This window comes from Stenotrophomonas rhizophila, assembly GCF_003751305.1.
Lineage (GTDB): Bacteria > Pseudomonadota > Gammaproteobacteria > Xanthomonadales > Xanthomonadaceae > Stenotrophomonas > Stenotrophomonas rhizophila_B.
Map to the genome: position 1 here is coordinate 702,710 of NZ_RJKV01000002.1, position 26,655 is coordinate 729,364.

Sequence of the window (26,655 nt, forward strand, 5' to 3'; positions counted from 1 at the left end):
GCCGATATCTGCCGTCAGCGGACCTGACGATCATGGCAGCCAACCCGTCTGGAGCCTGGTGATGAAGCTGATGACCCCGCTGGCCACCCTTTCCCTGGCCCTGCCATTGCTGGCGGCCGGCATCTTCAGCGCCGCCGGGCGCGAGGGGCCGTATGTCGATCTGGTCGACTTCCCGCACAAGGAGGCCAACTGGGATCGCTTCTATGATCTGGAGGATCACCTGATCCGGGAATTCCACGATCTCTGTGGTGATACCTACTGTGAGGGCGCGTACAGCAATCATGTCGCGCTGCAGTTCCGTTGCTCGGTCCATGCGGCCAGCGGCACCGTCCAGGCCTGCACGCTTGTGGTCGGCGCCGGCAACCTCGAGGTGGAGCCTGGCAGCGGCCGGGTGGTCCCGGACAGCCGTACCTGGGCCTGCGCTGCGCCACTCGGGGCCAATACCCCCGTGGAAACCCTGCACGTGGCCCTGGCACGCCGCGACGCGCTGCGCAGACCACTGCCTGGCTCGGACCGCTCGATGCATGACGCCCTGGTCGACTGCCTCAATTGACCTGCCACCCCTTTTCAATCTGCACTGGAGACTGCCGATGAAGACCCTCATTGCGGGCATGCTGCTGCTTGCCAGCTGCACGGCCATTGCCACCGGCCACGCTGCCGGTCCCTATGTCGATGCACGTGAGTACCCCAGCGAGGCCGAGGGCTGGGAGCGCTTCCGCGCAGTGGAGGCGCGGCTGGTGCGCGGCTTCGACGCGATCTGCGGGGACACATTCTGCGAAGGCGAGTTCCACAACCTGCAGCCGCTGCGTTTCCGGTGTTCGGTGCAGGCGGCCTCGGGCCGTGTGGGTGAATGCCTGTGGACATTCACCGGCAGCACGGCGCGCGTGGACACTGCGACGGGCCGTATCGCGGTGGACGCCCAGACGTGGGCCTGCCGCGCACCGCTGGCGGCCACCACGCTGCTGCCCGTCCTGCTGCAGACGCTGGAGCAGGACGACGCCTTGCATGCGGCGTTGCCCGCAACCCCGGACAGCATCTACGACGGACTGACGGCGTGCCTCTAAGGGCGCATCGTCACGTCGAGATCCTGCACGACTCAAACGTGACTCATTCTCATTTGCGGAGTAACATGCCGCGGCTCACGGATGGCCGTCTTCCTGCGGTCCCGCTACGTGCATCGGCCCATGTCCTCCAACGCCACCACTCTTACCGACCTGTTGATCCGCGAGCGCCCGGCGCTGCTGCGCCTGGTCCAGCGCATCCTGGGCAGTGACGGCGGTGCCGAAGATGTGATCCAGTCCATCTGGTTCAAGGCGCGTGGCGTGGATAGCGGCCAGCCGATCAGCAATCCCCGCGCCTACCTCTATCGTTTGGCGGCGAATCTGGCCACCGATCACGGCCGTGAGCGCACGCGGCGCACGCGCCTGCTTGCCGAGCATTACCTGTGGGGGCCGGACGAAGTGCTCTCCACCGAAGAGCAGGTCATGGCGCAGGACGAACTGCAGCGCGTGCTGGAGGCGGTCGAGCATCTGCCCGAGCCGACCCGCACCCTGTTCCGGCTCAACCGCCTGCAGGGCATGACCCAGGTGGACGTCGCCAAGCGCCAGGGGGTGTCGGTAACGACCGTGGAGAATCATGTGCGCAGCGCACTGCAGCGACTGGCCTGGGCACGCAGGGGGCGCTGAGCGCGCTGATATCCCGCTTGGGGATACACGTCTGCCGACCGTCTTGATCATAATGACGTGTTGACTGCGTCCTTCCCTTGCCCGCGCGTGACTGCGCCACCCATCGCCAGCCATGAGCCCGCACCCACCTTCTTCCTCTCCCTGCCCGTCACCGTCCGACGCTGTCGCTGTCCAGGCGCGGGCCTGGATTGCCTGGCTGGCCTCCGGCGCGACCGATGCGGGGCAGATGCAGGCCTTCGAGCAGTGGCTGGGAGAGCCCGGGCACCGGCATGCCTTTGAACACGAACGTCAGCTCTGGCGCAGTCTGGGGCCACGCCCCCCCGCGGCGGCAGCGGCCGTGCCGCGTCGACGGCGGGTCCGTTGGTCCGCGTGGAGCGTGGCGACGGCCGCAGTGCTGGCCTTGGCGTGGGTCGCGCCCGACGCGTGGCTGCGGCTGCAGGCCGATCACCGCAGCACGCGTGCGATCGAGACGGTATCGCTGCCCGATGGCAGCCGTGCGGTACTGGATGCCGACAGCGCCATCGCCGTCCACTACGACGCTCATACGCGCCGTATCGCGCTGCTGCGTGGCCAGGCCTGGTTCGAGGTGGCGCACGAGGCGTCCCGTCCGTTCCAGGTGGAAGCGCAGGGCGGCGTGGTTGAAGATATTTCCACTGCATTCGCGGTGTCCCGCTGGAACGACCAGGTCGAGGCGGTGGTCGAGCAGGGGCGCGTGCGGGTTGCGGCCACTGAACAAGGCGGCTGGACCTATCTCGATGCGGGCCAGCGTGCACGCTTTGCGCCAGCCGGCCGGGTCACGCGGCTGGATGATGTCACCCTGGACCGCATTGCGGCCTGGCGCGACGGCGAGCTGCTGCTGGAGACGGCCAGCGTGGATGAGGCGGTGCAACGCATTGCGCGCTACCGCTCGGGTGCCACCTTTGTGCGTGGCGATCTGTCGGCCTTGCCGGCGGTCAACGCGGCGTTCCGCATTGATCGCCCGGAGCAGGCGCTCGATGCACTGGCCGTCAGCGCCGGGCTGAGCGTCACCCGCCTGCCGATGGGCGTGGCGATCGTGGCACCGGCGCAGTAGCGCAACCGGCCTTGGGGATGTGCCCGGTTCGTTCGTCTTACTCGGCATAACGTACCCGCCGCCGCCACGTACGTCCGCTGCATCCGCACCCGTGTGCGGGTGACCCGCCTCTGCGGCACTGATCTTCTGACAGGTTTTTCCATGCGTATTTCTCCTCGCGCGGGCCATCGTCCGCGCCCGTCACGTCTCTGCATCGCTCTGCTCACTGCTGGCCTGGCGGCCGCGCCCAGCCTGCCGGCATTCGCCCAATCCAGCCAGGTACCGGCTGCGGTGACGCTGCGCTTCGACATTCCCGCCCAGCCGCTGTCCGATGCGCTGCGCACTTACATGCGTCAGTCCGGGGTGCAGGTTGCCTATCCGGCGGCGCTGGCCGAGGGCGTGACGTCCGCCGCCGTCGTCGGGCAGATGGATGCGCAGGCGGCCTTGCTGCGCCTGCTGCAGGGCAGCGGGCTGAGCCTGCGCCAGGTCGGTCCGGACGCGGTGACGCTGGAGGGCGCTGCAGTGGCATCCAGCGACGATGGCCTGATCGTTACTGACGCGCTGAGCGTGGCCGGTGACCGCATCGAGGGCGGCAGCGACGCCGAACGTGCGCTGGAGGTGTACCGCACGGCGGGGTCCAGCGCCTACATCGCGCGCGCCACCATCGAGCGCTTCCGCGGCACCTCCACCGCGGACATCGTCAAGGGTGTGGCTGGCGTCACCGCGGGTGATCCGCGTACCGCCAACGCGCTGGACGTGAACATCCGTGGCCTCCAGGGCCAGAGCCGCATCCCGGTGATCATCGACGGTGGGCAGTCCACCATGGATACCTACCGTGGCTACGCGGGCCAGTCGCAGCGCACCTATCTCGATCCGGACCTGATCTCCAACATCACCATCACCAAGGGGCCGAGCCTGGGCGTCAATGCTTCCGGTGGCATCGGCGGCGTGGTCGAGATGGAAACGCTGAAGATCGAGGACGTGCTGCGTGATGGTCGCGACGCCGGGCTGCGCGTGCGCACCGGCATGGCCAATGCCAGCGCCAACAACGTGCCCGCCTATGACGCCGCACCGCGTACCGACCGCAGCGCGCTGGGCAGCCAGTTCTTCAACATCGCCACCGCCAAGCATTGGGATCGCGTCGACCTGGTCGCGGCGTACGCATGGCGCGAGAACGGCAACTACTTCTCGGGCAAGCACGGCTACGACGATTTCCCGCAGACCCGGCGTACCTTGGCGCCGTTGAATCCGCCCGATACCGAGGTGTTCAACACGTCCTCGCGCTCGGAGTCGTTCCTGCTCAAGGGCACCTGGCGCATCGACGACAACCAGACGCTGGAAGCCGGCTACCGCCGCTATGAAGGCACCGCCGGCGAAATCATGGCCTCGCAGATCATCCGCGTGGACCGCGACCGCGTGCCGCAGTGGGATCCGGGCCATGTCGACATGGACGCCTACAACCTGCGCTACCGCTTCAACCCGGACAACGCGCTGATCGATCTGAAGGCCAACCTCTGGTACACCGACGCCGACAGCCTCATGTACAACGGCCTGACCGGCATCACCCCGTGGTACTTCGACCGCCGCACCGAGTGGTATGACGGCCCGTCGTTCAACACCGATCCGGGCTACAAGGACGCCTACCGCAATGAGCTGACCCAGACCCGGCTCGGCTTCGATGTGGGCAACACCACGCATCTGGATACCGGCGCCGGGCTGTTCACGCTGGACTACGGTCTGTCCTTCAGCGATGAGGACGTCGGCCCCGGCCCGCACTCGCCGGTCATGCACGACGACCTGGTGAACAACCGTTTCCTGCGCAACGCCGAGCGCAAGGAATACAGCGCCGTGGCCTCGGTCAAATGGCAGCCGGACGAGCATTGGGAAGTGGTGGTCGGTGGCCGCTACAACCGCGTCAACGTGCACGACCGCAACCGCCTGGCCACGCCGGACACCTACGGCGTGATCGGTCAGTACCGCTACACCCAGCTGCTCAATGGCAACCCGAACCTGCCGGCGTGGCGCGCCAAGCGCATCGCGATGCTGAACTGGTATCCCGATGCCAATGGCCAGTTCACCGAGGCCTCGTTGCTGGCCTCCCCGTATGAGAAGGGCACGGTTGCCGACATCACCGGCTGGAACTTCCACGATGTCACCCGAACGCAGGACCTGAGCGTGCCGGTCAGCTGGACCTGGTCGCAGCCGATCCGTCGCCGCGACAGTGCCTTCATGCCGAGCGCCAGCGTCGCCTACCGCTTCGACGAAGACACCATGGTGTACGTGAAGTACGCCGAAGGCGTGAAACTGCCCAGCCTGTTCGAGACCACGCTGGGCCTGTTCACCGCGGCCAAGCCCACCGGCGAGCTCAAGCCGGAGCGGGCAGGGACCTGGGAAATCGGCGCGAGCACGGTGCGCCACAGCCTGTTCACCGAGGGCGACCAGGCCGGCTTCAAGCTGGCTTACTTCAACACACGCATCGATGACCTGATCACCCGCGACTACCGCACCCTGTCGGCCGGCCTGATCCGCAACGTGGACCGTTTCAAGGTCTCCGGCGTGGAGTTCCAGTCCAGCTATGACAGCGGCACGGTGTTCGCCGATCTGTCCGCGCATTACTACATCCAGGCCAAGACCTGCGCGCCGGACATCGCCGCCGAGCGCCGCGCCTACGGGATCCAGCGGAAGATCGAGGAACTGAAGAACACTCCGGACTGCGTGGATGGTGGCTTTGAAGGGTCCTACAGCAACACCCAGAACCCGCCGCGCTACAACGTCAACCTGACCCTGGGCTCGCGCCTGTTCGACCAGCGTTTCAGCGTCGGCACCCGGGTGATCCACAACGCCGGCCCGATCAGTACGCTGGACAAGGAATGGAATGTCGGCCTGTCGGCGATCCAGCAGCTGTACCGCCCGGCGACCATCGTGGATCTGTTCGCCAGCTGGCAGGCCAGCGAGCAGTTCGCGGTGGACCTCAATGTGGACAACCTGACCGATCGTTACTACCTCGATCCGCTGGCGCTGGGCGTGATGCCCGCACCGGGCCGGACCGTGCGGCTGGCGCTGACCTACCGCTACTGATGCCCGGACACGACAGGGGCCGGCATTGCCGGCCCCTGCGTGCATCCGGCCGGCGCATCAGGCGGCCGGACGGCATTTCGTTCAACCCAGCGCTCAGCTGGCGTTGGCCTGTACGGTCGCATCGGCGTGCAGCGCTTCACTGAGCTCATCGACCACGATCGCCCACTCCGCATCCGAGCGCAGCTGCTCGGTCAGGAACTGGCGCTGCCCGTCGTTCCAGTACGGCGCTTCGATCAGGCGGATCTCGTTGGACAGCTGGTGATCGCGGATGAAGGCGGCAATCGCCTCCTCGCTGGCGTCCAGGCCGAGCTGCAGGAACAGATTGGTCATGCGCGGTTCGGTGGTGATCATCGTGTCATTCCAGTGGCAGGGCGTGGTCCGTATTATCAGGGCAAGGCCGTGACGGTGGCATGTGACGTTCGCACCCGCTGATCACGCGACACTGGGCTTGGGGTTACCCCCGTGCCAGACGTCTTCAACAGAGAACCGTGCCCCACTTCCCCATCCAAGCAGTGCCATGATCGTCATCGATACTCCCGAAGCCACCCGCAGCCAACGCCTCAAGGCAGCCACCCGTGACAGCCACGGCGCGCTGGACAAACGCATCATGGCCGGCGACATTTTCGCCAGCCGCGACCTGTTCGCCAGATTCCTGCGCGTGCAGTACCGCTTCCATCGTGACATCGATGCGCTCTACGGCAGTCCCGCGCTGGACGCGCTGCTGCCCGATCTGGACGAGCGCCGACGGCTGCCGCTGATCGCCCGTGATCTTTCCGACCTGGAACAGACCCTGCCGCCACCTGCGTCCATCCGGTTGGATGGTGATCTGCCGCTGCCCGCGGCGCTGGGCTGGCTGTACGTGGCCGAAGGCTCCAATCTCGGTGGCACCGTGCTGTACAAGATGGCGGCACGTCTCGGCCTGGACAGCAATTTCGGCGCCCGCCACCTGGCCGCCCATCCCGATGGTGCCGCCCGCCACTGGCGTGAGTTCACCGCCGCGCTGGATGGCGTCGCGCTGACCGAGGCGCAGGAGCAGCAGATGATCGATGCGGCCGATGCGGCGTTCCGCAGCGTGCACGGGCATGTCGAGGAAGAATTCGCATGACCGCTGCGCCTCCCAGGCATGTCGCGCCGGGCCGCAACCACCGCCCATGATGCGCTGGCTCTGGTTCGGCCTGGGCTGGATCATGGTGGCGCTGGGCGTCATCGGCGCATTGCTGCCGGTGATGCCGACCACGATCTTCCTGATCCTGGCGGTCGGCTGCTTCGCGCGCAGCTCGCCGACGTTCGAACGCCGCCTGCTCGAGCACCCCCGTTACGGTCCATCGCTGCGGCTGTGGCGCGAACAGGGCGCGATCAGCCGCAAGGGCAAAGCCTTCGCGGGCGCCGGCATGGCGTTCGGCTTCGTCATGTTCTGCTGGGGCGCGCATCCGTCCTGGCCGCTGCTGCTCGGCGTCGGCCTGTTCTTCGTGGCCAGCGCGGCGTATGTCCTGTCACGGCCTGGGCCGCAGCCGTCGGCCACGGCCGATCGCCCGCCGCAGCGCTGAACGTGCTGTCCGCCCGGTACTGATTCCCACCGCCTCACCCCCGATACTTTCCGCCCCTTTCCCGCTTCCGGCCCTGCTCCGTGCCGAGATGCCCCTGACCGACGACTCCGCCCATGACCTTGCCCATCGCTCTTCCTGCCGCCGTGGCGGCACTGCCGCACGACCTGACCCCGTGGGGCATGTACCAGGCCGCCGATGGCGTGGTGCAGACCGTGATGATCGGGCTGGCGCTCGCCTCCATCGCCACCTGGACAGTGCTGGTGGCCAAGACCTGGGAGCTGGGCCGGCAACGCACGCGGCTGCGCCAGGCACGCGCGCTGCTGCTGCAGGCCGCGCACCTGCCGGTGGCGCAGACCCATGCGTTGCTCGACGACGGCGCGGCACACGACCTGATCGACGCCGCCCGCACCGAGCTGCACCTCTCGCAGGATGCGCAGGATCCGGTCGGGATCAAGGAGCGCGTCGCTTCGCGCCTGGAACGCATCGAACTGGCGCATGCGCGGCAGCTGCGTACCGGGGTGGGCCTGCTCGCCAGCATCGGCGCGATCGCGCCGTTCGTCGGCCTGTTCGGCACGGTGTGGGGGATCATGAACAGTTTCATCGGCATCGCCCACGCCAACACTACCAATCTGGCCGTGGTCGCGCCGGGTATCGCAGAGGCGTTGCTGGCCACCGCGCTCGGCCTGGTCGCGGCGATCCCCGCCGTGGTGATCTACAACCACTTCACCCGTGTGCTGGCCGGCATCCGCGGCTTGCTCGGTGATCTGTCCGCCGGCGTGCAGCAGCTGGTCTCGCGTGATCTGGACCGGCTCGGCAATGCGCCGGCCGTGCGCGACGCGCGCTGAGGACCGGCCATGGCCATCAAGACCGCCCGCCACGACGACGACGCACTGGAAGAAAGCCACGAAATCAACGTCACCCCCTTCATCGACGTCATGCTGGTGCTGCTGATCATCTTCATGGTGGCCGCGCCGCTGGCCACGGTGGATACGCCGGTGGATCTGCCGGCCAGCACCGCGCAGCCGCAGCCACGCGATGCCGAACCGGTGTTCCTCTCGGTGCAGGCCGATCTGTCGCTGAACGTCAACGATGTGCCGGTCGGCACTGACGGGCTGAATGCCACGCTGGAGCGGCTGACCGCTGGCGACCGCGAACAGCGCATCTACCTGCGTGCCGATCAGACCGTGCCCTATGGCGACCTGATGCAGACCATGAACGCGCTGCGCGCGGCCGGGTATCGCCGGATCGCGCTGGTGGGCGTGGAGCAGCGCAGCGAATGAGCCGCGACACCGCCGCAATGCTGCGCTGGGTAGGCAGTCTGGCGCTGGTCCTTGCCGCGCATGCCGTGCTGATCGGCGGCGCGCTGTGGTGGGAGCAGCGAGCGCCGGTGCGGGTCAGTGATACGCCGGTGGAAGCGGTGATGGTGGAGTTGGCGCCGGTACCGGAGGCGCCGTCCGCACCGCCGAAAGAGATCCCACCCGGGCCGTTGCAGCAGGAACAGCATCTGCCCGAACCGACGCCGGTGCCAAAGATCGATCTCCCGCCGGACGACACCCCGGACGCGCAGGACGTCCTGCGCCGCGAGACACCGCGCGACGCAGCGCCGACGGACCAGCACAACGTGGACCAGACGCTGGCCCCGCCGGAGGTGTCCGCACGGCCATCCGAGCGCTATGCCGCCACGCAGACGGTGGCCGGCCGCCAGGGCAGCGCGGCCGTGACCTGGCAGGGCCTGCTGCTGGGCCATCTGGAACAGTATCGCCGCTACCCGCGCCAGGCCGAACGTCTGCGCCAGCAGGGTGTGGCCTATGTGCGCTTCTCGGTGGACCGGCAGGGCAACGCCTCCAACATCCGGCTGGGCCAGAGCAGCGGCCATCCGCTGCTGGATGAGGAAACGTTGGCTACGGTGCGGCGCGGCAGCCCGTTGCCGCCGCCGCCAGCAGAGATCACCGGCGACCCGGTGGAGGTGATGGTGCCGGTGACATTCTTCCTCCGGCGGCGTTGAGGCGCGTGTCACGTCGGCAATGACTTTCGACCCGCGTGCCGTTGGTGATTGCGTTGCCAAACTCGAGCAACACTGGCACGCCCGGATCAATAGCAAGGAGCACGTCGTATGGCATGGAGGCACACCGTCACATCAGTCATTTTTGCTGCCGCACTCATGAGCGGCGTGGCTCATGCAAAAAGCACTGACGGCCGTCCGATTGCGGACTACCTGCTGATCGGTAGCTATCACATGAGCAATCCGGGCCGTGATCTGGAGAACATGACGGCCGACGACGTATTGGGCGAAAAGCGCCAACAGGAAATAGCCGACGTCGCTCGGCTGTTGGAACGCTATCGACCCACCAAGATCATGGTCGAGGTCGATTCAGCGCGCCAAGCTGAGCTTCAGCACAACTTCGCCGCTTCCTGTAAGGGCAAGCGCACGCTATCACGCAGCGAATCCGAGCAGCTGGGCTTCCGTATCGCCTGCGCACGCGACTTGGGCAAGGTGTATGCCGTGGACTGGAACGGCCAAGGGCCGATTACCGACAAGGCGCGCATCGACTACGCCGCCGCGGCAGACACGTATGGCCAACAGGAGGAGTACGCTGCCTTCAAGGCGATGGTGAAGGCACAGGTCGAAAAGGATCAACGCCTGCTCGGCAACGTAACCGTGGCGGAGGCGTTGCGCCACTTCAATGGCGCGCCGTGGCTGGATTGGAACGCCGCCACTTATTACCGTCTCGGCCTGCTGGGCACGCCGGAAGATCCGGTCGGCGCCAACTGGGTGCAGTCGTGGTACGGGCGCAATCTGATGATCTTCAATGCGATCGCGCGTGCCACCAACGCTGGTGATCGCGTGTTGGTGATCTATGGAGCGGGGCACGGCAACTTGCTTCGTCAGTTGGCGGAGGATTCGGGCCTTTACCGTATCCACGACCCCGCCGGTTGGCTTTCGGACACGAAGCCGGCTGAATCGCCCTGACTGGAGCGGCACGCACGCGCTGCACGGACGCGCTGGCATAAGGCCAGCGCGCCCGACTCGACTCACAGCAGTGGCACCAGCAGCAATGCCACGATGTTGATGATCTTGATCAGCGGGTTGATCGCCGGGCCGGCGGTGTCCTTGTAGGGATCACCGACCGTATCGCCGGTCACCGCGGCCTTGTGCGCCTCGCTGCCCTTGCCGCCGAAGTGGCCATCCTCGATGTACTTCTTGGCGTTGTCCCACGCGCCGCCGCCGGTGGTCATCGAAATCGCGACGAACAGGCCGGTGACGATGGTGCCGATCAGCAGGCCGCCGAGCGCGCGTGGCCCGAGCAGCAGGCCGACCACCACCGGTACCGCGACGGGCAACAGCGAGGGGATGATCATTTCGCGGATGGCCGAGCGGGTCAGTAGATCCACCGCGCGGTCGTACTGCGGCTTGCCGGTGCCGTCCATGATCCCGGGGATCTCGCGGAACTGACGGCGCACTTCCTCCACCACCGCCCCCGCCGCGCGACCCACCGCTTCCATCGCCATCGCACCGAACAGGTAGGGGATCAGGCCGCCGATCAGCAGGCCGATGATCACCTCATGGTTGGACAGGTCGAAGGCGAAGACCTCGCCGGGATTGGCTGCCTGCAGGTTGTGGGTGTAGTCGGCGAACAGCACCAGCGCGGCCAGCGCCGCCGAGCCGATCGCGTAGCCCTTGGTCACCGCCTTGGTGGTGTTGCCGACGGCATCGAGGGGGTCGGTGATGTCGCGGATTTCCGGCGGCAGTTCGGCCATCTCGGCGATGCCGCCGGCGTTGTCGGTGATCGGGCCGTAGGCGTCCAGCGCCACGATCATGCCGGCCATCGAGAGCATCGCGGTCGCGGCGATGGCGATGCCATACAGGCCGCCGAAGTAGTGCGCCAGCCAGATCGCCACGCACACCGCGATCACCGGCAGGGCCGTGGACTTCATCGAGACACCGAGGCCGGCGATGATGTTGGTGCCGTGCCCGGTGGTGGAGGCCTGCGCCACGTGCTGCACCGGTTTGTACTGGGTGCCGGTGTAGTACTCGGTGATCCACACGATCAGGCCGGTCAGCACCAACCCGATCAAGGCGCAGAAATACAGGTTCAGCGCACCGTATGCGTTGTCCGGCATCAGCTGGGTGGTGATGGGATAGAACGCGATGGCGGCCAGTACAGCGGACACGATCACGCCTTTGTACAGCGCGCCCATGATCGAACCGCCGGGCTTCACCTTGACGAACAGCGCGCCAATGATCGAGGCGATGATCGAGACGCCGCCCAGCACCAGCGGATACAACACCGCATTCGCCCCGGCCTCGGCGATCATCAGGTTGCCGAGCAGCATCGTGGCGATCACGGTGACGGCGTAGGTTTCAAACAGGTCGGCGGCCATGCCGGCGCAGTCGCCGACGTTGTCGCCCACGTTGTCGGCGATCACCGCCGGGTTGCGCGGGTCATCCTCGGGGATGCCGGCTTCGACCTTGCCGACCAGGTCCGCGCCGACATCGGCGCCCTTGGTGAAGATGCCACCGCCCAGCCGCGCGAAGATCGAGATCAGCGACGAGCCGAACGCCAGCCCGACCAGTGCGTGCAGCGTCTGCGCCACATCCAGCCCGAGGCGCAGCAGCAGCGCGTAGTAGCCGGCCACGCCCAGCAGGCCCAGCCCGACCACCAGCATGCCGGTGATCGCACCGCCGCGGAAGGCGACGTCCATGGCCGCACTCAGGCCGTTGCGGGCCGCCTCTGCGGTACGCACGTTGGCACGCACCGAGACGTTCATGCCGATGTAGCCGGCCGCGCCGGACAGCACGGCGCCGATCGCGAAGCCGATCGCGGTGTACCAGCTGAGGAAGAGGCCGACCAGCACGAACAGCACGGCACCGGCGATGGCGATGGTCAGGTATTGACGGTTGAGATAGGCGCGCGCGCCTTCCTGGATGGCGGCGGCGATTTCCTGCATGCGGGCATTGCCAGCCGGTTGCCGGAGGATCCAGCGTGCCGACACGATGCCGTAGAGAATCGCGAGGATGGCGCACAACAGCGCCAGAGAAAGCCCGTAACGTTCCAGCATGTCCCCTCCCGGGTGATGGAATGACATCCAGTGAACGGATGAACGTCTCCACGCGGGGGGCACAACAGGCTGCAACCATGAACCAACCCGTTCAGACCGTGCCGGTCTTCAAGCGTGTGGCGGTGTTCAGCAATCCCTGGTGGCCCGAGTATGCGGGTAAATCCTCGATGCATGCCAGCAAGGATTTCAAACTGCGCGTGCGTGCCCGGATCGCCAACGACGGAGGTAGTGCCGGCCGCTGGCCGGCAACCACGCAGATCCGGACGAAGGACCGCCTTTGCCACGCCGTTCAGCCATTTACTGGCAGCCTCGGCCCATCCCCCGCCGTTGGAGTCCTGCCATGTCCCCCCGTCATCTGTTGTGGCTGGCCCTGTTGCCCGCCGTGTCCGCCTTCGCCGCCGAAACCCCCGAGCTGCAGCGCGCCGCCGGCACACCGCAGGCGGTAGGCGCGGCGCATACCCTGCGCCAGATTCCCGAAGCCTGTGCACGGCTGGAAGGCGTGTTCACCGGCGAAGCGGCACAGCCGTACAAGTTCGCCGTGGTCCGCACCAGCGAGCAGTGCCAGCCGCGTGCCCGCTTTGTCGATTACGACAAGGCGCAGCCCACGGAAGCCACGGGCTGGAAGCTCAATGATGTGATCCGCGTGCCGAATGCCTCCTGCCCGGCGCAGCAGGCGGTGGTGCGCGTGTGGCGGATGCCGGTCACCACCAAGCCCGAGCTCGATGGGCAGGGCCAGTCGCGCATCTATCTGGAGGACGCGAAAAAGCAGGCGGCCGCCGGCAAGATCGCCCAGGTGCCGATGTTTGCCGCGCAGATGAAGGTCGAGGGCAAGGCCTGCAACTGAGCTGACCACACACCGGTAGTGCCGGCCGCTGGCCGGCTCCACGCGGACCGTCAGAGGCGCGATGAAACCGGCCGCTGGCCCGCGCCAGGACGCTGCCGGACAGCGCGGTGCCGGCCAGCGGCCGGCACTACCCGAGCGACGGACAGCCCGCGGTGCCGGCCAGCGGCCGGCACTACCGGGTCGATTACGCCTCGAAGGCAGGCAGCTTCTTCTTCACCGCCACGTTCTTCAGCGTCACGTACTTCGGCAGGCCATCGGGACCGTACGGCAACGGGGCTTCCCCCTTGATCAGCGGGGCGAGATAGGTGCGGGCCTTGTCGGTGATGCCGAAGCCATCGCGGCGGATGAAGCCGGCCGGCATCTTCTTCTCATGGTTGGCCACCTTGTGCAGCGGGGCCGCCTCGATCTTCCAGCGGTAGGGCGTGTCGCTGGTGCGCACGATCACCGGCATCACCGCGTTCTGGCCCTTCAGCGCGAACTGCACCGCCGCCTTGCCCACCGCCTGCGCCTGCTCCCAATCGGTCTTGGAGGCCAGGTGGCGCGCCGAACGCTGCAGGTAGTCGGGCAGGGTCCAGTGGACCTTGTAGCCCAGCCCATCCTTGACCCGCGCGGCCAGCTGCGAGGCCACGCCACCGAGCTGGGTATGCCCGAACGAATCGGTGCCGCCGCCGGCATCGGCGACGAAGCGGCCATCGGCGGTCTGGATGCCTTCGGAGGCAACCACCACGCAGTAGCCCACCCGCTCGACCACCTGTTTGACCTTGGCCAGGAACGCGGCCTCGTCATACGCGCGCTCGGGCAGCAGGATGATGTGCGGGGCGTCATCGGCGCCCTGGCCGGCCAGGCCCGCAGCGGCGGCCAGCCAGCCGGCGTGGCGGCCCATCGCCTCGTAGACGAATACCTTGGTCGAGGTCTCGGCCATCGCGGCCACATCCAGCGCGGCTTCGCGCACGGAGACGGCGGTGTACTTGGCGGCCGAGCCGAAGCCCGGGCAGGTATCGGTCACCGCCAGATCGTTGTCGATGGTCTTGGGCACGCCGATGCAGGTCAGGTCGTAGTCGAAGGCCTTGGCCAGCTGGGAGACCTTCCACGCGGTATCGGCCGAATCGTTGCCGCCGTTGTAGAGGAACCAGCGCACGTCATGGGCGCGCAGCACCTCGAGCAGGCGCTCGTACTTGCCGCGGTCGGCCTCCAGCGATTTGAGCTTGTAACGGCATGAGCCGAACGCGCCGCCGGGAGTATGGGCGAGGGCAGCGATGGCGGCTGCGGTCTCCTTGGAGGTGTCGATCAGGTCTTCGCGGAGCGCGCCGAGGATGCCGTTGCGCGCGGCCAAGACCTTGATTCCTTTGGCCCTGGCCGTGCTGATGACCGCCGAGGCGGTGGCATTGATGACGGCGGTGACGCCACCTGACTGAGCGTAGAGGAGGGTACCTTTGGACATGGTGCGACCTTGGTCTGGGGGGACGGACATTGCAGAGACATTACCCGGATGGGGTAAAGTGCGCGTATTGCGGTGCAGCGTGATTGTGGACATTCCCGGGGCGCGCGCCCTCCGTTTTCTTACCAAGTTGGAGTCAGGTTGATGCGATTGGTTCTGTTGGGACCGCCCGGTTCGGGCAAGGGGACACAGGCGACGCGCCTGAAGGAACACCTCGCCATTGCGCACATTTCCACCGGTGATCTGCTGCGGGCCGAAGTGGCCGCCGGCACCGAGCTGGGCAAGCAGGCCAAGGCCGTGATGGATGCCGGCAATCTGGTGTCCGACGACATCCTGCTGGGCATGCTCGAGTCGCGTCTGGGCCAGGACGATGTGGCCAATGGCTTCATCCTCGACGGTTACCCGCGCAACGTGGCCCAGGCCAATGCGCTGGATACCCTGTTGGCCAAGATCGGCCAGCCGCTGGATGCCGTGGTGCAGCTGGACGTGCCGACCGAACTGCTGGTCGAGCGCATCGCCGGCCGTGCGGCCGAACAGGGCCGTGCCGATGACAATCCCGAATCCGTGCGCCAGCGCCTGCAGGTCTACAACGACCAGACCGCACCGGTGGTGGATTTCTATGCCGGCCGCGGCACGCTTGCACGCGTCGATGGCGTGGGCGAACTGAACGATGTGGAAGCGCGCATCCGCGCCGCGATCCAGGCCTGAGCCGGTCGGTGCCGCTACGGCGGCACCGCACCCGCACCGCGTGTGCAGGGCTGAAAACACACACGCCCGGCCCCCGAAGGGACCAGGCGTGTGGTTTGAAGGTGCCAGCGAGCGGGCTTGCTCAGAGCCCCGCAGCATGAGCCCCCCTGGGGATGGCCTCTTGGGGAGTAGGACCAATGGGGTACTGCGGCTGGCCGAGACAATTGTGTCCGTCTTCACAATACGGCGCTATCGGGAATTCCCCGACATCCCGCTGGACTTTTCTTATAGTCGACCAGGAGTTGTCTGACAGCGATCTCCATCGGCGATGGTGATCGGCGACAATCGCACGCATGAGCACGATCCACATTCTTGGCATTGCAGGCACTTTCATGGGCGGCGTGGCCGCACTGGCGCGCGAGAAGGGCCATACGGTCCGCGGCAGCGACCAGGCGATCTACCCGCCGATGTCCACCCAGCTCGAACGCCTGGGCATCGCCCTGGATCCGGGCTACCGCGCCGACAGCGTGGCGCCGGACTGCGACGAGGTGGTGATCGGCAATGCGCTGTCGCGTGGCAATCCCGCCGTGGAAGCGGTGCTGGATGCAGGCCAACGCTACATCTCCGGCGCCCAGTGGCTGTCCGAGCAGGTGCTGCCAGGCCGCGACACCCTGGCCGTCGCCGGCACCCACGGCAAGACCACCACCACCACCATCCTGACCTGGCTGCTGCACAGCGCCGGGCGTGACCCCGGCTTCCTGATCGGCGGCGTGGCCGAGGATTTCGGCGTCTCCGCCCGCGTCGGCAGCGGCCGTGAGTTCGTGGTCGAGGCGGACGAGTACGACACCGCGTTCTTCGACAAGCGCAGCAAGTTCGTGCACTACCGGCCGCTGGTGGCCATCCTCAACAACCTTGAATACGACCACGCCGATATCTTTCCGGACGTGGCCGCGATTCAGCGCCAGTTCCACCATCTGATCCGCACCGTGCCCGCGCGCGGGCGACTGATCGTCAATGGTGAAGACGGCTATCTCGCCGAGGTGCTGGCGATGGGCTGCTGGACCCCGGTGGAGCGGTTCGGCTTCGATCCCACGCTGGAGTGGCACGCCGAGCTGGTGGAGGCCGACGGCAGTGTGTTCGTCGTGCACCATCGCGGCGAGCGCGTCGGTGAAGTGCGCTGGTCGTTGCTGGGCCGCCACAACGTCCTCAATGGGTTGGCCGCCCTGGCTGCCGCGCATGCGGTCGGCGTCGAGCTGGCCACGGTGATCCCGGCGCTGGCCGCGTTCCGCAGCGTCAAGCGCCGGCTGGAAGTGATCGGCCAGGCGCGCGACATCACCATTTACGACGATTTCGCGCATCACCCCACCGCGATCCGCACGACCCTCGATGGCCTGCGTGCCAAGGTGGGCGATGCCCGCATCGTGGTGGCCATGGAGCCGCGCAGCAACTCGATGCGGCTGGGGGCGCACGCGCAGGCGCTGGCGCCTTCGCTGGACGGTGCCGACGCGGTGGTGTTCCTGCATCGCCCCGAGCTGGCCTGGGATGCGGCCAGCGTGATCGCCGCCGTGCGTGGCCAGGCCTATGCCGTGCCGGACACCGATGCGTTGCTGGCTCAGCTGGGCGCGATCGCAGCGCCGGGTGACCATGTGGTGTTCATGTCCAACGGCGGTTTCGATGGGGCGCCGCGCCGCTTCCTGGCGCAGCTGCGGCAGCCCTGAGGGACGCGGGCCATGACCGACACCGCTTCACTGCCCCTGTTCCCGCTGCACACCGTGCTGCTGCCCGGCGCGGCGCTCGGCCTGCGGGTGTTCGAACGCCGCTACCTGGACATGCTGCGCGAATGCAGCCGTGCGGGGACGGCCTTCGGTGTGTGCCTGATCCTGGACGGTGAGGAGGTCGGTGCGCCGGCGTTGCCTGCCGCCTATGGGGTCGAGGCGCGGATCGAGGATTTCGACGTGGGCGCCGATGGCGTGCTGGTGCTGCGCCTGCGTGGCCAGCGCCGCTTCCATGTGGATCGGACCCGCGTGCGCGACAACGGGCTGATCATTGCCGAAGTGACCTGGTGCGCGGCCGACAGCGACGACGAGCTGCAGCCCGAGCACGCGCTGATGGCGACCGTGCTGGAGCACATCATCGAGCAGGCCGGTGCGGCCTTCGCACCGGTCAGCCCGGCGCAGATGGAGCAGGCCAGCTGGGTCGGCTGGCGCCTGGCCGAACTGCTGCCGCTGCAGGACGCGCAACGCCTGCAACTGCTGCAACACGATGACCCGCACCAGCGCCTGCAGGCGCTGCTGGACTGGATGCCGTAACGCACGGTTCCGCCCCGCGTTACGCCCCATTGGCCGGGTAGCTCCGGCGCTGCATCACTCGGCCGGTGGCATGCGCACGCGCAGCACCGGCATCTCGGTGTCTGGATGGGTATCGACCTGCTGCGGCAGGCCGTCCAGTGCCTGGCGGACCGCATTGAGCGACGGGTCGATGCCACGCATCGGCCGCCACATCCCGATCAGCTTGAAGTGCTGCTGGTAATGCAGCGTCTGCGCACTGCCCAGCCACAGCGGTTCATTGTCCGGCGCCGCCAGGCGTGCCGGTGCCGGCCACAGGCGCAGCGCGAAGATCTCATTGGGCGCATTGCCGGCGCGAAGCATCAGCAGCGATTCGACCTGCGTATCCAGCGTGGCCGGCAGCACCGGTACCTTGTCCTTGTCGGAGGACTTGTCGAGCATCAACAGCGCCTGTTCCCAGCCGGCCTGCGGCTGCACGCGCCAGCCCTGGCTTTCCAGCCGACGCTGCAACGGGGCCAGTGGACCGGCCACCTGCACGTCCAGCGGCCAGCGCTGATCGTCATCGAACTCATTGCGGCGCGACGGCAGGTGCTGCCAGCCGGTCGTCCACCAGGCCTGGGCATCCAGTGGTGCCGGCGTCGGCTGGGCTGGCTCGAAGCGCGCCAGTTTCACCGGAATGTTGCGCGGGGCGTACCAGAGCGCGGCGATGGCGAACGTGCCGTAGAACAGCCATGCCACCGGCTTGACCCAGAACGAGCGGTTGAAGCGGCGGCGGTAGGCGATGCCCAGCACCAGCAGCCAGAACAGGCCGAACAGCATGCCGCCGATCACATCGCTCAGCCAATGCGCGCCGAGGTAGATGCGCGCGAAGCCGATCAGGCTGACGATGATGCCCGACAGCAGGTAGGGCCATACGCGGGTGCGCCCCGGCAGTTCACGGGCGATCAGCACGGCGAAGAAGCCGAAGGTGATCGTAGCCATCGTCACCGACACCGACGGGAAGCCGAAGCCGCTGCTCGCATCCGGCGGGCGGACCACGTCCACCGTCGCACCGAGCAGCTTGCATAGCGCCAGCCCGAAGGCGAGGGCGGCCAGCCAGTGCGCGGCCGCCATCCAGCGGCGACGCCAGAGCAGATAGCCCATGCCGGCGGCGGTGGCGGGCAGCAGGACCTGCCAGGCGCCCAGCGAGGCCAGCGCGGCCATAGGGTAATCGGCCAGCGGATTGCGCAGGGCCAGCATCGCGTGATGCACGGCCAGATCGACCATCAGCGGTTCGCCGTGGGCGACCACCGCCATCAGCAGGGCGAACCAGCCCCAGCCGAGCAACAGCAGCATCACCGCCAGCATCGCCAGCGGCACCGACTCACGGCGCTGCGGGTCGAACACGGCGACGGAGTAACGACCCAGGGTCGGGTGACGCTGCGACCAGGCCAGCAGGCTGGCCAGCCAGCTGTCCATGCGCGAGGCCGACCAGCGGTAGCCATACAGCACGATCGCCCAGACCAGGCCCATGATCACGCCGAGCAGGGCCAGTACCATCACCAGCCGGCCGGCGACCGCCGCGACCGCGTCATACGCCTCGCCGAGCACCCAGCCGGGCGCGAGGAACAGCACCGCCCAGGACAGACTGGCGATGCCGCTGGCCTGGATGTAGCGCGACAGCGGCATCTTCATCATGCCGGCGATGGCTGGCACGAACGGGCGGATCGCGCCGACATAACGCGCCACCAGGATGCTCTTGAAGGCGTTGCGGCGGAACATCGTCTCGCCACGGTCGAGCAGCTGCGGGTACTTGCTGAAGGGCCAGAAGCCACGCAGGCGATCCCCCCAGCGCCGGCCGATCCAGTAGCTGATGCCGTCACCGGCAAACGCGCCCAACGCGGCGCACGCCACCGCGTAAGGCCCGGAGATCTGGCCCAGGCCGATGAACACACCGACGGCGAACAGCAGCGGCAACGCGGGCACGATCGCGCCCAGCACGATGACCGCATCGCAGAAGGCGATGAGGAAAATGACCGCACCGGCAAGCACGGGGTGAGCTGAGATCCACGCAAGCGTGGCATCGATCCATGACGAGTCCATCGGGGGATTATAGAGGGGGCAAAGTGACTGACTGCCCGCCAGACGCCGGGAATGTGCGGCATCTGCAGTGAATGAACGCGATCACCCGCCTAGAATGGCGGCATGACACGCCCTCCCGATCCCGCGCCGACCGCCCTCAAAGCCGACAGTTTCGGCCGCATCCTGCTGATGGAGGAGGACGGCCACCGGTTCGTACGCCGTGATCTGGAGGCCACGCCCTGGTGGCTGCGGCTGCCGGCGTGGTGGTTGGCCCGGCGCGAGGCACGCGCGCTGGCGCATCTGGATGGCATGCCCGCCACGCCGCGGTTGCTGGGCTGGAACGGGCGCTGGCTGGACCGCAGCTTCATGGCCGGTGATGCCATGTACCAGCGTCCGCCGCATGGCGACCTGGCCTACTTCCGCGCGGCCCGACGGCTGCTGCAGCAGGTGCATCGCCATGGCATCGCTCACAACGACCTGGCCAAGGAGGCCAACTGGCTGGTACGCGAAGACGGCTCGCCGGCCCTGATCGATTTCCAGCTGGCGGTGATCGGCGATCCGCGCTCACGCTGGATGCGCCTTCTGGCCCGCGAAGACCTGCGCCATCTGCTCAAGCACAAGCGCATGTACTGCCGGCAGTCGCTGACCCCGGTGGAAAAGCGGCTGCTCAAACGCACCTCATGGGTGCGCGATCTCTGGTTCCGTACCGGCAAGCCGGTCTACCGCTTTGTCACGCGGAAAATCCTGCACTGGGAAGACAACGAAGGGCAGGGCCCCAAGCCGTAGGCGTTGGGATGCTCAGCGCAGATCGAGAATCTGCTTCCCGCTGAAGCGGCGCTGCGCATCGAAATCGTAGGCGACGCGCAGCACCCCATCGTTGGCGCAGGCATGGCAGGTGCGCATCGGTGTGCTGTAGATCAAGCGCACGCCTCCGTCGGGCAGCGCTTCGCTGCCGCTGGCCTGCGCCGGTGCGAAAGGCGTGGCGTCCGGGTGTGCATCCAGGAACGGCTTGACCGTGGCGTCGGCGCGCGACATTTCCGGCAGCACGTCGGCGTCCACATCCTGCGTGTGGCCCGCACTGTCGACCAGCAGCGTGCCCTCGTTGGTATTGGCGCGGAACGGATACTCGATGGTGGCGATGCCGACGCCGTCCTGGTTGCGCCATGCACTCACATAGCCGGGATTGCCCTGCGCACCGAGCTGATGGGCGGCCGCGATCGCCTGCGGGCTCGCCTTGGCGGCCTGCATGACCTTGGCCAGGCAATCATCGGCAACCGGTGCCTGGCCGCGGCAGGCATCCACCTCGCCGTCCCAGATCGCCGCGTCGCTGAAGGGCGAGACGCCACCGGCGGTGCCCGGCACCGTGGCGGCCGCCGACGTGGCGGACGTGGCCGGATCGCCGGCGGGCTGGCAGGCCGCACTACTCAACACCAGGGCCAACGCGGTCAGGGGAAGGCGGATCGCCGTCATGTCGCTCATTCCATGCAGAACGGGAGCGGCCAGTATCGACGTGGCGGATGAATCCGGCGTGTGCGCCGGGGCGGCATAATGCGGGTCCATTGCAATCGCACCGAAGGAACCTGCGCATGGCCAGTCTGCAAGGCAAGACCCTGTTCATCACCGGCGCCTCGCGCGGGATCGGCCTGGCCATCGCGCTGCGTGCGGCACGCGACGGCGCCAACGTCGCGATCGCGGCCAAGTCGTCCGTGCCCAACCCCAAGCTGCCGGGCACCATCCACAGCGCCGCAGAGGCGGTAACCGCCGCAGGTGGGCAAGGGCTGGCGCTGAAGTGCGACATCCGCGAGGAGGACCAGGTGCGCGCGGCCGTCGCCGCCACCGTCGATACCTTCGGCGGCATCGACATCCTGATCAACAACGCCAGTGCGATCTGGCTGCGCGGCACGCTGGATACGCCGATGAAGCGCTTCGACCTGATGCAGCAGGTCAATTCGCGCGGCAGCTTCCTGTGCGCGCAGGCCTGCCTGCCGCATCTGCTGCAGGCGCCCAATCCGCACATCCTCACGCTGGCGCCGCCGCCGACGCTGGACCCGAAGTGGTGGGGCCCGCACACCGGCTACACGCTTGCCAAGATGGGCATGAGCTTCGTTACCCTTGGCCTGGCAGCCGAGTTCGGCCCGCAGGGGGTGGCGGTCAACGCGCTGTGGCCGCGCACGGTGATCGCCACCGATGCGATCAACATGATCCCCGGGGTGGATATCGGTGGCTGCCGCACGCCGGCGATTCTGGCCGACGCCGCACACGCGGTGCTGTGCCGTGAGGCCGCCGGTTTCAGCGGGCAGTTCCTGCTCGATGACGAGGTGTTGGCGCAGGCCGGCATCACCGATCTGAGCGGCTACGCCGTCGATCCATCGCGCCCGCTGATGCCGGATCTGTTCCTGGAGTGACGCGCGTTCGTGGCGCGCGATGACAACAGCTGCACACACTGGGCTGCTATGGTGCGTCCCCCCATTGGTATGGACACTCGCATGTCATCTCGCACACGGACCGCGCCGCTCGCCGCCGCCATCGCATTGATCAGCCTGCTCGGCGCCTGCAGCAAGGGCCCGGGCAGCGTCGCTGATACCCAGGGCGTGGAGAAGGTGAACGCCTACATCGCCTGCTTCAATGCCGTCGAACAGCCGATCCACGAAGGCTTCCAGCAGTACACCGGCTGGATGCAGGACCCGGAGGCCGGCCCGACCGGTAACGAGAAGAAGGTACGTGGCCCGGGCACGGTGCTGTCGCATCGTGTGGACGCGTGCAACGCGCCCATGGTCGCTGCGCTCGCAATGACGCCGGCCGAGCCCGCACTGGATCCGGCAGCCCGCAACTACCAGAAGACCTTCGTCGACCTGTACGCCCTGATCGAGCAGGCCGACCGTTACTACAGCCGCGAGGACTACCTGCGCGATGATCATGCCGGGATGCGCAGCCAGCATGCGCCGTTGATGAAGGCCTATATGGCGTTCTTCGATGCAGGCACCGCGCTGGATGCCGCGCTGGAAAAGCGCGAAGACGAACGCCGTGCGGAACAGCTCAAGGAGATTGAAGCTTCCGAAGGCCGCTCGATGGCGTACTACCAGATCAAGATCCTCGGCGATGGCAAGCAGCTGACCCAACTGCTCAACACCGAGGCGCCGGACCTGACCGTGGCCCGCACTCAGCTCTCCGCATTCCAGGCGTTGCTGCAGCAGGCGCAGGATGACAAGGTCGGCAAGGGCGATGCGATGTGGGGGCACCTGGAGCGTGCGGCCGATACGCTGGCCCGTGATGCCGGTCGCCGTATCGAGCGCGTCGAGTCAAAGAAGCCGTACACCCGCAGCGAGCAGATGCTGATCGAGAGCGGCGGCCGGATCAACAACCCGCAGGGCTCGGCCGAAGCGTTGCTGGTCAGCTACAACGACCTGGTCGACATGAGCAACCGCCTGGCGCAGTCCAGCGGCGCACGCTGAGCGGGCGCGGGGCGGGCTGCGAGGCGGCCCGCCCCGCGTTGATCAGACGTTGAAGACCGGGGGCAGTTTCTCGCCGCAGTGGCGGCAGTGCAGCGCATCCGGTTCGTGGCCTTCCAGCCCGCAGTGCGGGCAGCCGCGCGCATCCCGGCGCGCGGCGTGCTCGGCATCACGCATGGTATTGGCCAGTTCGGCGGTGTAGATGCCGGTCGGCACCGCGATGATGCTGTAGCCGATCAGGATCAGCACCGAGGTGACGAACCGGCCCAGCACGGTCTGCGGCACGATGTCGCCGAAGCCCACCGTGGCCATGGTCACCACCGCCCAGTACATGCTGCTGGGGATGCTGGTGAAGCCGTGGTTGGGGCCTTCGATCACGTACATCATGGTGCCGGCGATGATGGTGATGGTGATCACCGTGAACAGGAACAGCAGCACCTTGCGGCGGCTGCGCCACAACGACTCCATCAACACGCCGCTCTCTTCGATGTAGCGGGTCAGCTTGAGGATCCGGAACACCCGCAGGATGCGCAGCGCGCGCACCACCAGCAGGCTCTGCGCGCCGGGGATGAACAGCGACAGATAGGTCGGCAGGATCGAGGCCAGATCGATGATGCCCCAGATGCTGAATGCGTAGCGCAGCGGGCGCTTGACCACCACCAGCCGGAGCAGGTATTCGGCGGTGAACAGGATGGTGAAGCCCCATTCCAGCACGTAGAGCCCGTCGGCATAGGCCGCATGGAAGCGCTGCACGCTGTCGAACATGACCACCACCACGCTGGCGATGATCGCGTAGACCAGCAGCAGGTCGAAATTGCGCGAGGGCCGGGTGTCGTGGCGGTAGATGATGTCGAACCACTGGCGGCGCCAGCCGGATTCGGTGGCGGGGTTGAGCTGGGGGGCGGTGAACGGTCGCATGGGGCGCATTGTGCCCCACCGGCCCAAAGCGCGAGAATGGGATCTTTCCTGAGCCGTTGACTGCCATGACTGCCGCTGCCACCGATCCGCTGTTGTCCCTGTCGCATTACTACCTGCCGGTCTACAAACCGCGCCAGGTAGTGCTCGAACGTGGCCAGGGCGCGCGCGTCTGGGACAACCAGGGCCGCGAATTCATCGATCTGGCCGCCGGCATTGCGGTGTGTGGCCTGGGCCACAACGATCCGGACCTCACCGCGGCGCTGATCGAGCAGGCCGGCAAGCTCTGGCACACCAGCAACGTGTTCTACAGCGAGCCGCCGCTGCGCCTGGCCGAAGAACTGGTCACCGCCTCGCGTTTCGCCGAGCGCGTGTTCCTGTGCAACTCCGGCGCAGAAGCCAATGAAGTGGCGATCAAGCTGGTCCGCAAGTGGGCCTCCTCGCTGGGGCGCCCGGCACATCAGCGCGTGATCGTCACCTTCCGCGGCAGCTTCCACGGCCGCACCCTGGCGGCGGTGACCGCCACCGCCCAGCCGAAGTACCAGGAAGGTTACGAGCCGCTGCCCGGTGGCTTCCGCTATGTCGATTTCAATGACGAGGTGCAGCTGGAGACCGCGATGGCCGCCGGCGATGTCGCGGCGGTGATGCTGGAGCCGATCCAGGGCGAGGGCGGCGTGATGCCGGCCAAGCCGGGCTTCCTGCAGCGCGTGCGCGAACTGTGCGACCAGCACAACACGCTGGTGGTGCTGGATGAGATCCAGGCCGGCATGGGTCGCACCGGCACGCTGTTCGCGCACTGGCAGGACAACATCAAACCGGACATCGTCACCCTGGCCAAGGCACTGGGCGGCGGTTTCCCGATCGGCGCGATGCTGGCCGGCCCGAAGGTGGCCGAGGTGATGCAGTTCGGCGCACACGGCACCACCTTCGGTGGCAATCCGCTGGCCGCCGCCGTGGCCCGCGTGGCGCTACGCAAGCTGTCCTCGCCGGAGATCGCGCACAACGTGAGCCGTCAGTCGCAGGCGCTGCGCGATGGCCTGGGCAAGATCAACGACGAGTTCAAGGTGTTCAGCCAGGTCCGCGGCCGCGGCCTGATGCTGGGCGCGGTGCTGGACAAGGATTTTGCCGGCCAGGCCGGTCCCATCCTGGATCACGCCGCCGAGCACGGCCTGCTGACCCTGCAGGCTGGCCCGGACGTGCTGCGCTTCGTGCCGTCGCTGAACATCACCGATGAAGAAATCGCCGAAGGCCTGGAGCGTCTTCGCGCGGCCGTGCAGTCGTTCATCGCGACGCGCTAGCCAATGGCGGTAGAGCCGACCGTTGGTCGGCTCTACGTCAGGGCGTATCGCTTCATGACCTTGCCGAACGCGCGGCTGTCCGTCGCGGTCTCGGCCTGCAGGCCGGCCAGCCGAGCCCCGCGCACGTTGACGAACAGGTCATCGATGAACAGCGTGCGCTCGGCGCGCGCCCCCAGCAGCGTCACCGCCTTGGCGAATATCGCTGGATCCGGCTTGCGCCCGCCCAGCGCACCGCTGCACAGGATGCGGCCGTGCAGGGCATCGGCCAGGGGTGGAACGAGCTGTGGAATCGTCTGCGCCATCAGCGCGCCGTTGTTGGTCAGGATGCCGATCGGCAGTGCCTGCGCGATCCGCGCCACGCGTTCGATCACACCTGTTTGCGGTGCGCACGCGGCGATGCGCGCGGCCTGCCACTGCGCGATGTTGATGGTGGTGTGCAGCGCATCGCCCAGTTGCCGCAGGTAGGCGTCGGTCGCCATGCCGTTGTCGTAGGCACGTTCCAGCCCACTGTCGAACAGCGCCGCCTGCACCTGCGCCGCGCTGCAGCCCACGCTCGCGGCCAGATGGCGCACACGCAGGTGCCGCGCATATCGCACCAGTACGCCATCGAAATCCAGCAGCAGGCACTCGATCACACGCGGCATGGGGCCATCTCGTCCAGATCCAGCGCTGACCGTAACCCAGCCAGTGCCTGCGCTGCGACATCGCGTCGCACGTCGCCTGCACGGGCGGTCACTAGAATCGCGGAGACTGCCTGATGGAGATCGCCTTGAAACTGCTTGCCCCCGTGTTGCTTGCCGGCCTGATGCTGGCCCCGGCCGCCCATGCGCGCGTCTGCGCGATCGCCATCGACAGTACCGACCAGATGAGCTTCAGCCAGAAGGAGCTCAAGGTTGCCGCCGATTGCACCCAGGTCAAACTGACCCTGCGCCACACCGGCAAGCTCGCCGCGACCGCGATGGGCCACAACTGGGTACTGACCCGCACCGCCGATTACCAGCCGGTGGCGATGGCCGGCATGCGCACGACGTTGGCCGACAGCTACCTGCCCAAGGGCGATGCGCGCGTGCTGGCGCATACCCCGGTGATCGGCGGCGGCCAGACCACCAGCGTCACCTTCTCCACCGCCAAGCTGACCAAGGGCGGCGACTACACCTTCTTCTGCTCGTTCCCCGGTCACTTCGCGATGATGAAGGGCCGCTTCGTGTTTGGCTGATTATCCGATTAACGGGGACGGAGGTAGTTATTAACTACCC

27 protein-coding genes are annotated in these 26,655 nt (G+C 67.3%); 20 read left to right on the forward strand and 7 right to left on the reverse strand.

The window, feature by feature from the left end; translation table 11 throughout:
* Positions 1–61 precede the first annotated feature (61 nt).
* The 5 genes from EDF74_RS11630 to EDF74_RS11650 all read left to right on the forward strand — a co-directional run bounded on the left by EDF74_RS11630 (position 62) and on the right by EDF74_RS11650 (position 5,814).
* Positions 62–553 (forward strand): hypothetical protein, encoded by a 492-nt coding sequence (locus EDF74_RS11630; protein ID WP_260232250.1) that lies wholly within the window; start codon positions 62–64, stop codon positions 551–553.
* Positions 554–590: 37 nt separating this feature from the next.
* Complete coding sequence (locus EDF74_RS11635) at positions 591–1,064, forward strand: hypothetical protein (protein ID WP_123730267.1); 474 nt, start codon at positions 591–593, stop codon at positions 1,062–1,064.
* Between the two features lie 120 nt (positions 1,065–1,184).
* Entirely contained in the window at positions 1,185–1,685 is a 501-nt protein-coding gene (locus tag EDF74_RS11640; RefSeq protein ID WP_123730866.1) for an RNA polymerase sigma factor, read from the forward strand.
* Positions 1,686–1,797: 112 nt separating this feature from the next.
* Positions 1,798–2,757, forward strand: coding sequence for a FecR family protein (locus EDF74_RS11645; protein ID WP_123730268.1), 960 nt, complete (start codon positions 1,798–1,800; stop codon positions 2,755–2,757).
* A gap of 141 nt (positions 2,758–2,898) precedes the next feature.
* The gene (locus tag EDF74_RS11650; protein WP_123730269.1) at positions 2,899–5,814 is read left to right on the forward strand and encodes a TonB-dependent receptor; all 2,916 of its coding nucleotides are present in this window, start codon (positions 2,899–2,901) and stop codon (positions 5,812–5,814) included.
* 93 nt (positions 5,815–5,907) lie between these two features.
* On the opposite strand, the gene EDF74_RS11655 is transcribed toward EDF74_RS11650, so the two are convergent.
* Positions 5,908–6,165, reverse strand: coding sequence for a DUF2789 domain-containing protein (locus tag EDF74_RS11655; protein ID WP_123730270.1), 258 nt, complete (start codon positions 6,163–6,165; stop codon positions 5,908–5,910).
* Positions 6,166–6,331: 166 nt separating this feature from the next.
* On the opposite strand from EDF74_RS11655, the gene EDF74_RS11660 reads away from it, so the two are divergent.
* From EDF74_RS11660 to EDF74_RS11685, 6 genes are all read left to right on the forward strand, one after another.
* Positions 6,332–6,919: a biliverdin-producing heme oxygenase gene (locus EDF74_RS11660; protein ID WP_123730271.1), complete on the forward strand. Its 588-nt coding sequence runs from the start codon at positions 6,332–6,334 to the stop codon at positions 6,917–6,919.
* A 49-nt stretch (positions 6,920–6,968) separates the two neighbouring features.
* Positions 6,969–7,361: a YbaN family protein gene (locus EDF74_RS11665; protein WP_123730867.1), complete on the forward strand. Its 393-nt coding sequence runs from the start codon at positions 6,969–6,971 to the stop codon at positions 7,359–7,361.
* A 113-nt stretch (positions 7,362–7,474) separates the two neighbouring features.
* On the forward strand, positions 7,475–8,206 hold the full coding sequence (gene exbB / locus EDF74_RS11670) for a tonB-system energizer ExbB (protein ID WP_123730272.1): 732 nt from the start codon (positions 7,475–7,477) through the stop codon (positions 8,204–8,206).
* A gap of 9 nt (positions 8,207–8,215) precedes the next feature.
* Positions 8,216–8,641: a TonB system transport protein ExbD gene (exbD, locus tag EDF74_RS11675; protein ID WP_123730273.1), complete on the forward strand. Its 426-nt coding sequence runs from the start codon at positions 8,216–8,218 to the stop codon at positions 8,639–8,641.
* On the forward strand, positions 8,638–9,366 hold the full coding sequence (locus EDF74_RS11680; protein WP_123730274.1) for an energy transducer TonB: 729 nt from the start codon (positions 8,638–8,640) through the stop codon (positions 9,364–9,366). The genes exbD and EDF74_RS11680 overlap by 4 nt, the downstream gene beginning before the upstream one ends.
* A gap of 108 nt (positions 9,367–9,474) precedes the next feature.
* Positions 9,475–10,332 (forward strand): DUF5694 domain-containing protein, encoded by an 858-nt coding sequence (locus tag EDF74_RS11685; protein WP_148045950.1) that lies wholly within the window; start codon positions 9,475–9,477, stop codon positions 10,330–10,332.
* Between the two features lie 62 nt (positions 10,333–10,394).
* On the opposite strand, the gene EDF74_RS11690 is transcribed toward EDF74_RS11685, so the two are convergent.
* On the reverse strand, positions 10,395–12,422 hold the full coding sequence (locus EDF74_RS11690) for a sodium-translocating pyrophosphatase (RefSeq protein ID WP_123730276.1): 2,028 nt from the start codon (positions 12,420–12,422) through the stop codon (positions 10,395–10,397).
* Positions 12,423–12,762: 340 nt separating this feature from the next.
* Here EDF74_RS11690 and EDF74_RS11695 point away from each other — a divergent pair, with 340 nt between their 5' ends.
* Positions 12,763–13,266, forward strand: a complete 504-nt coding sequence (locus EDF74_RS11695; RefSeq protein ID WP_123730277.1) for a hypothetical protein — start codon at positions 12,763–12,765, stop codon at positions 13,264–13,266.
* Positions 13,267–13,450: 184 nt separating this feature from the next.
* Here the strand turns inward: EDF74_RS11695 and EDF74_RS11700 are convergent, their stop codons facing one another.
* Positions 13,451–14,707: a 6-phosphofructokinase gene (locus EDF74_RS11700; RefSeq protein WP_123730278.1), complete on the reverse strand. Its 1,257-nt coding sequence runs from the start codon at positions 14,705–14,707 to the stop codon at positions 13,451–13,453.
* A gap of 141 nt (positions 14,708–14,848) precedes the next feature.
* Between EDF74_RS11700 and EDF74_RS11705 the strand changes: the two genes are divergently transcribed.
* The 3 genes from EDF74_RS11705 to EDF74_RS11715 all read left to right on the forward strand — a co-directional run bounded on the left by EDF74_RS11705 (position 14,849) and on the right by EDF74_RS11715 (position 17,700).
* Positions 14,849–15,412, forward strand: coding sequence for an adenylate kinase (locus EDF74_RS11705; protein ID WP_123730279.1), 564 nt, complete (start codon positions 14,849–14,851; stop codon positions 15,410–15,412).
* A 332-nt stretch (positions 15,413–15,744) separates the two neighbouring features.
* Complete coding sequence (mpl, locus tag EDF74_RS11710) at positions 15,745–17,109, forward strand: UDP-N-acetylmuramate:L-alanyl-gamma-D-glutamyl-meso-diaminopimelate ligase (RefSeq protein WP_123730280.1); 1,365 nt, start codon at positions 15,745–15,747, stop codon at positions 17,107–17,109.
* Between the two features lie 12 nt (positions 17,110–17,121).
* On the forward strand, positions 17,122–17,700 hold the full coding sequence (locus EDF74_RS11715; protein WP_123730281.1) for an LON peptidase substrate-binding domain-containing protein: 579 nt from the start codon (positions 17,122–17,124) through the stop codon (positions 17,698–17,700).
* A 54-nt stretch (positions 17,701–17,754) separates the two neighbouring features.
* Here the strand turns inward: EDF74_RS11715 and EDF74_RS11720 are convergent, their stop codons facing one another.
* Positions 17,755–19,758: a bifunctional DedA family/phosphatase PAP2 family protein gene (locus EDF74_RS11720; RefSeq protein ID WP_123730282.1), complete on the reverse strand. Its 2,004-nt coding sequence runs from the start codon at positions 19,756–19,758 to the stop codon at positions 17,755–17,757.
* Positions 19,759–19,860: 102 nt separating this feature from the next.
* On the opposite strand from EDF74_RS11720, the gene EDF74_RS11725 reads away from it, so the two are divergent.
* On the forward strand, positions 19,861–20,523 hold the full coding sequence (locus EDF74_RS11725) for a serine/threonine-protein kinase (RefSeq protein WP_123730283.1): 663 nt from the start codon (positions 19,861–19,863) through the stop codon (positions 20,521–20,523).
* Positions 20,524–20,535: 12 nt separating this feature from the next.
* Here EDF74_RS11725 and EDF74_RS11730 read toward each other — a convergent pair whose 3' ends face one another.
* Positions 20,536–21,207: a hypothetical protein gene (locus tag EDF74_RS11730; protein ID WP_123730284.1), complete on the reverse strand. Its 672-nt coding sequence runs from the start codon at positions 21,205–21,207 to the stop codon at positions 20,536–20,538.
* A gap of 116 nt (positions 21,208–21,323) precedes the next feature.
* On the opposite strand from EDF74_RS11730, the gene EDF74_RS11735 reads away from it, so the two are divergent.
* Both EDF74_RS11735 and EDF74_RS11740 read left to right on the forward strand, forming a co-directional pair.
* A complete protein-coding gene (locus EDF74_RS11735) occupies positions 21,324–22,142 on the forward strand; it encodes an SDR family oxidoreductase (protein ID WP_123730285.1) in 819 nt (272 codons plus the stop codon).
* A gap of 81 nt (positions 22,143–22,223) precedes the next feature.
* The gene (locus EDF74_RS11740; protein WP_123730286.1) at positions 22,224–23,189 is read left to right on the forward strand and encodes a YiiG family protein; all 966 of its coding nucleotides are present in this window, start codon (positions 22,224–22,226) and stop codon (positions 23,187–23,189) included.
* A 42-nt stretch (positions 23,190–23,231) separates the two neighbouring features.
* Here the strand turns inward: EDF74_RS11740 and EDF74_RS11745 are convergent, their stop codons facing one another.
* The gene (locus tag EDF74_RS11745; protein WP_123730287.1) at positions 23,232–24,104 is read right to left on the reverse strand and encodes an ion transporter; all 873 of its coding nucleotides are present in this window, start codon (positions 24,102–24,104) and stop codon (positions 23,232–23,234) included.
* A 65-nt stretch (positions 24,105–24,169) separates the two neighbouring features.
* On the opposite strand from EDF74_RS11745, the gene EDF74_RS11750 reads away from it, so the two are divergent.
* Positions 24,170–25,399, forward strand: a complete 1,230-nt coding sequence (locus EDF74_RS11750) for an acetylornithine transaminase (protein WP_123730288.1) — start codon at positions 24,170–24,172, stop codon at positions 25,397–25,399.
* Between the two features lie 32 nt (positions 25,400–25,431).
* Here the strand turns inward: EDF74_RS11750 and EDF74_RS11755 are convergent, their stop codons facing one another.
* A complete protein-coding gene (locus EDF74_RS11755) occupies positions 25,432–26,043 on the reverse strand; it encodes an HAD-IA family hydrolase (protein WP_123730289.1) in 612 nt (203 codons plus the stop codon).
* Between the two features lie 113 nt (positions 26,044–26,156).
* Here EDF74_RS11755 and azu point away from each other — a divergent pair, with 113 nt between their 5' ends.
* Positions 26,157–26,615: an azurin gene (gene azu / locus EDF74_RS11760; RefSeq protein WP_123730290.1), complete on the forward strand. Its 459-nt coding sequence runs from the start codon at positions 26,157–26,159 to the stop codon at positions 26,613–26,615.
* The last annotated feature ends 40 nt before the right edge of the window (positions 26,616–26,655 follow it).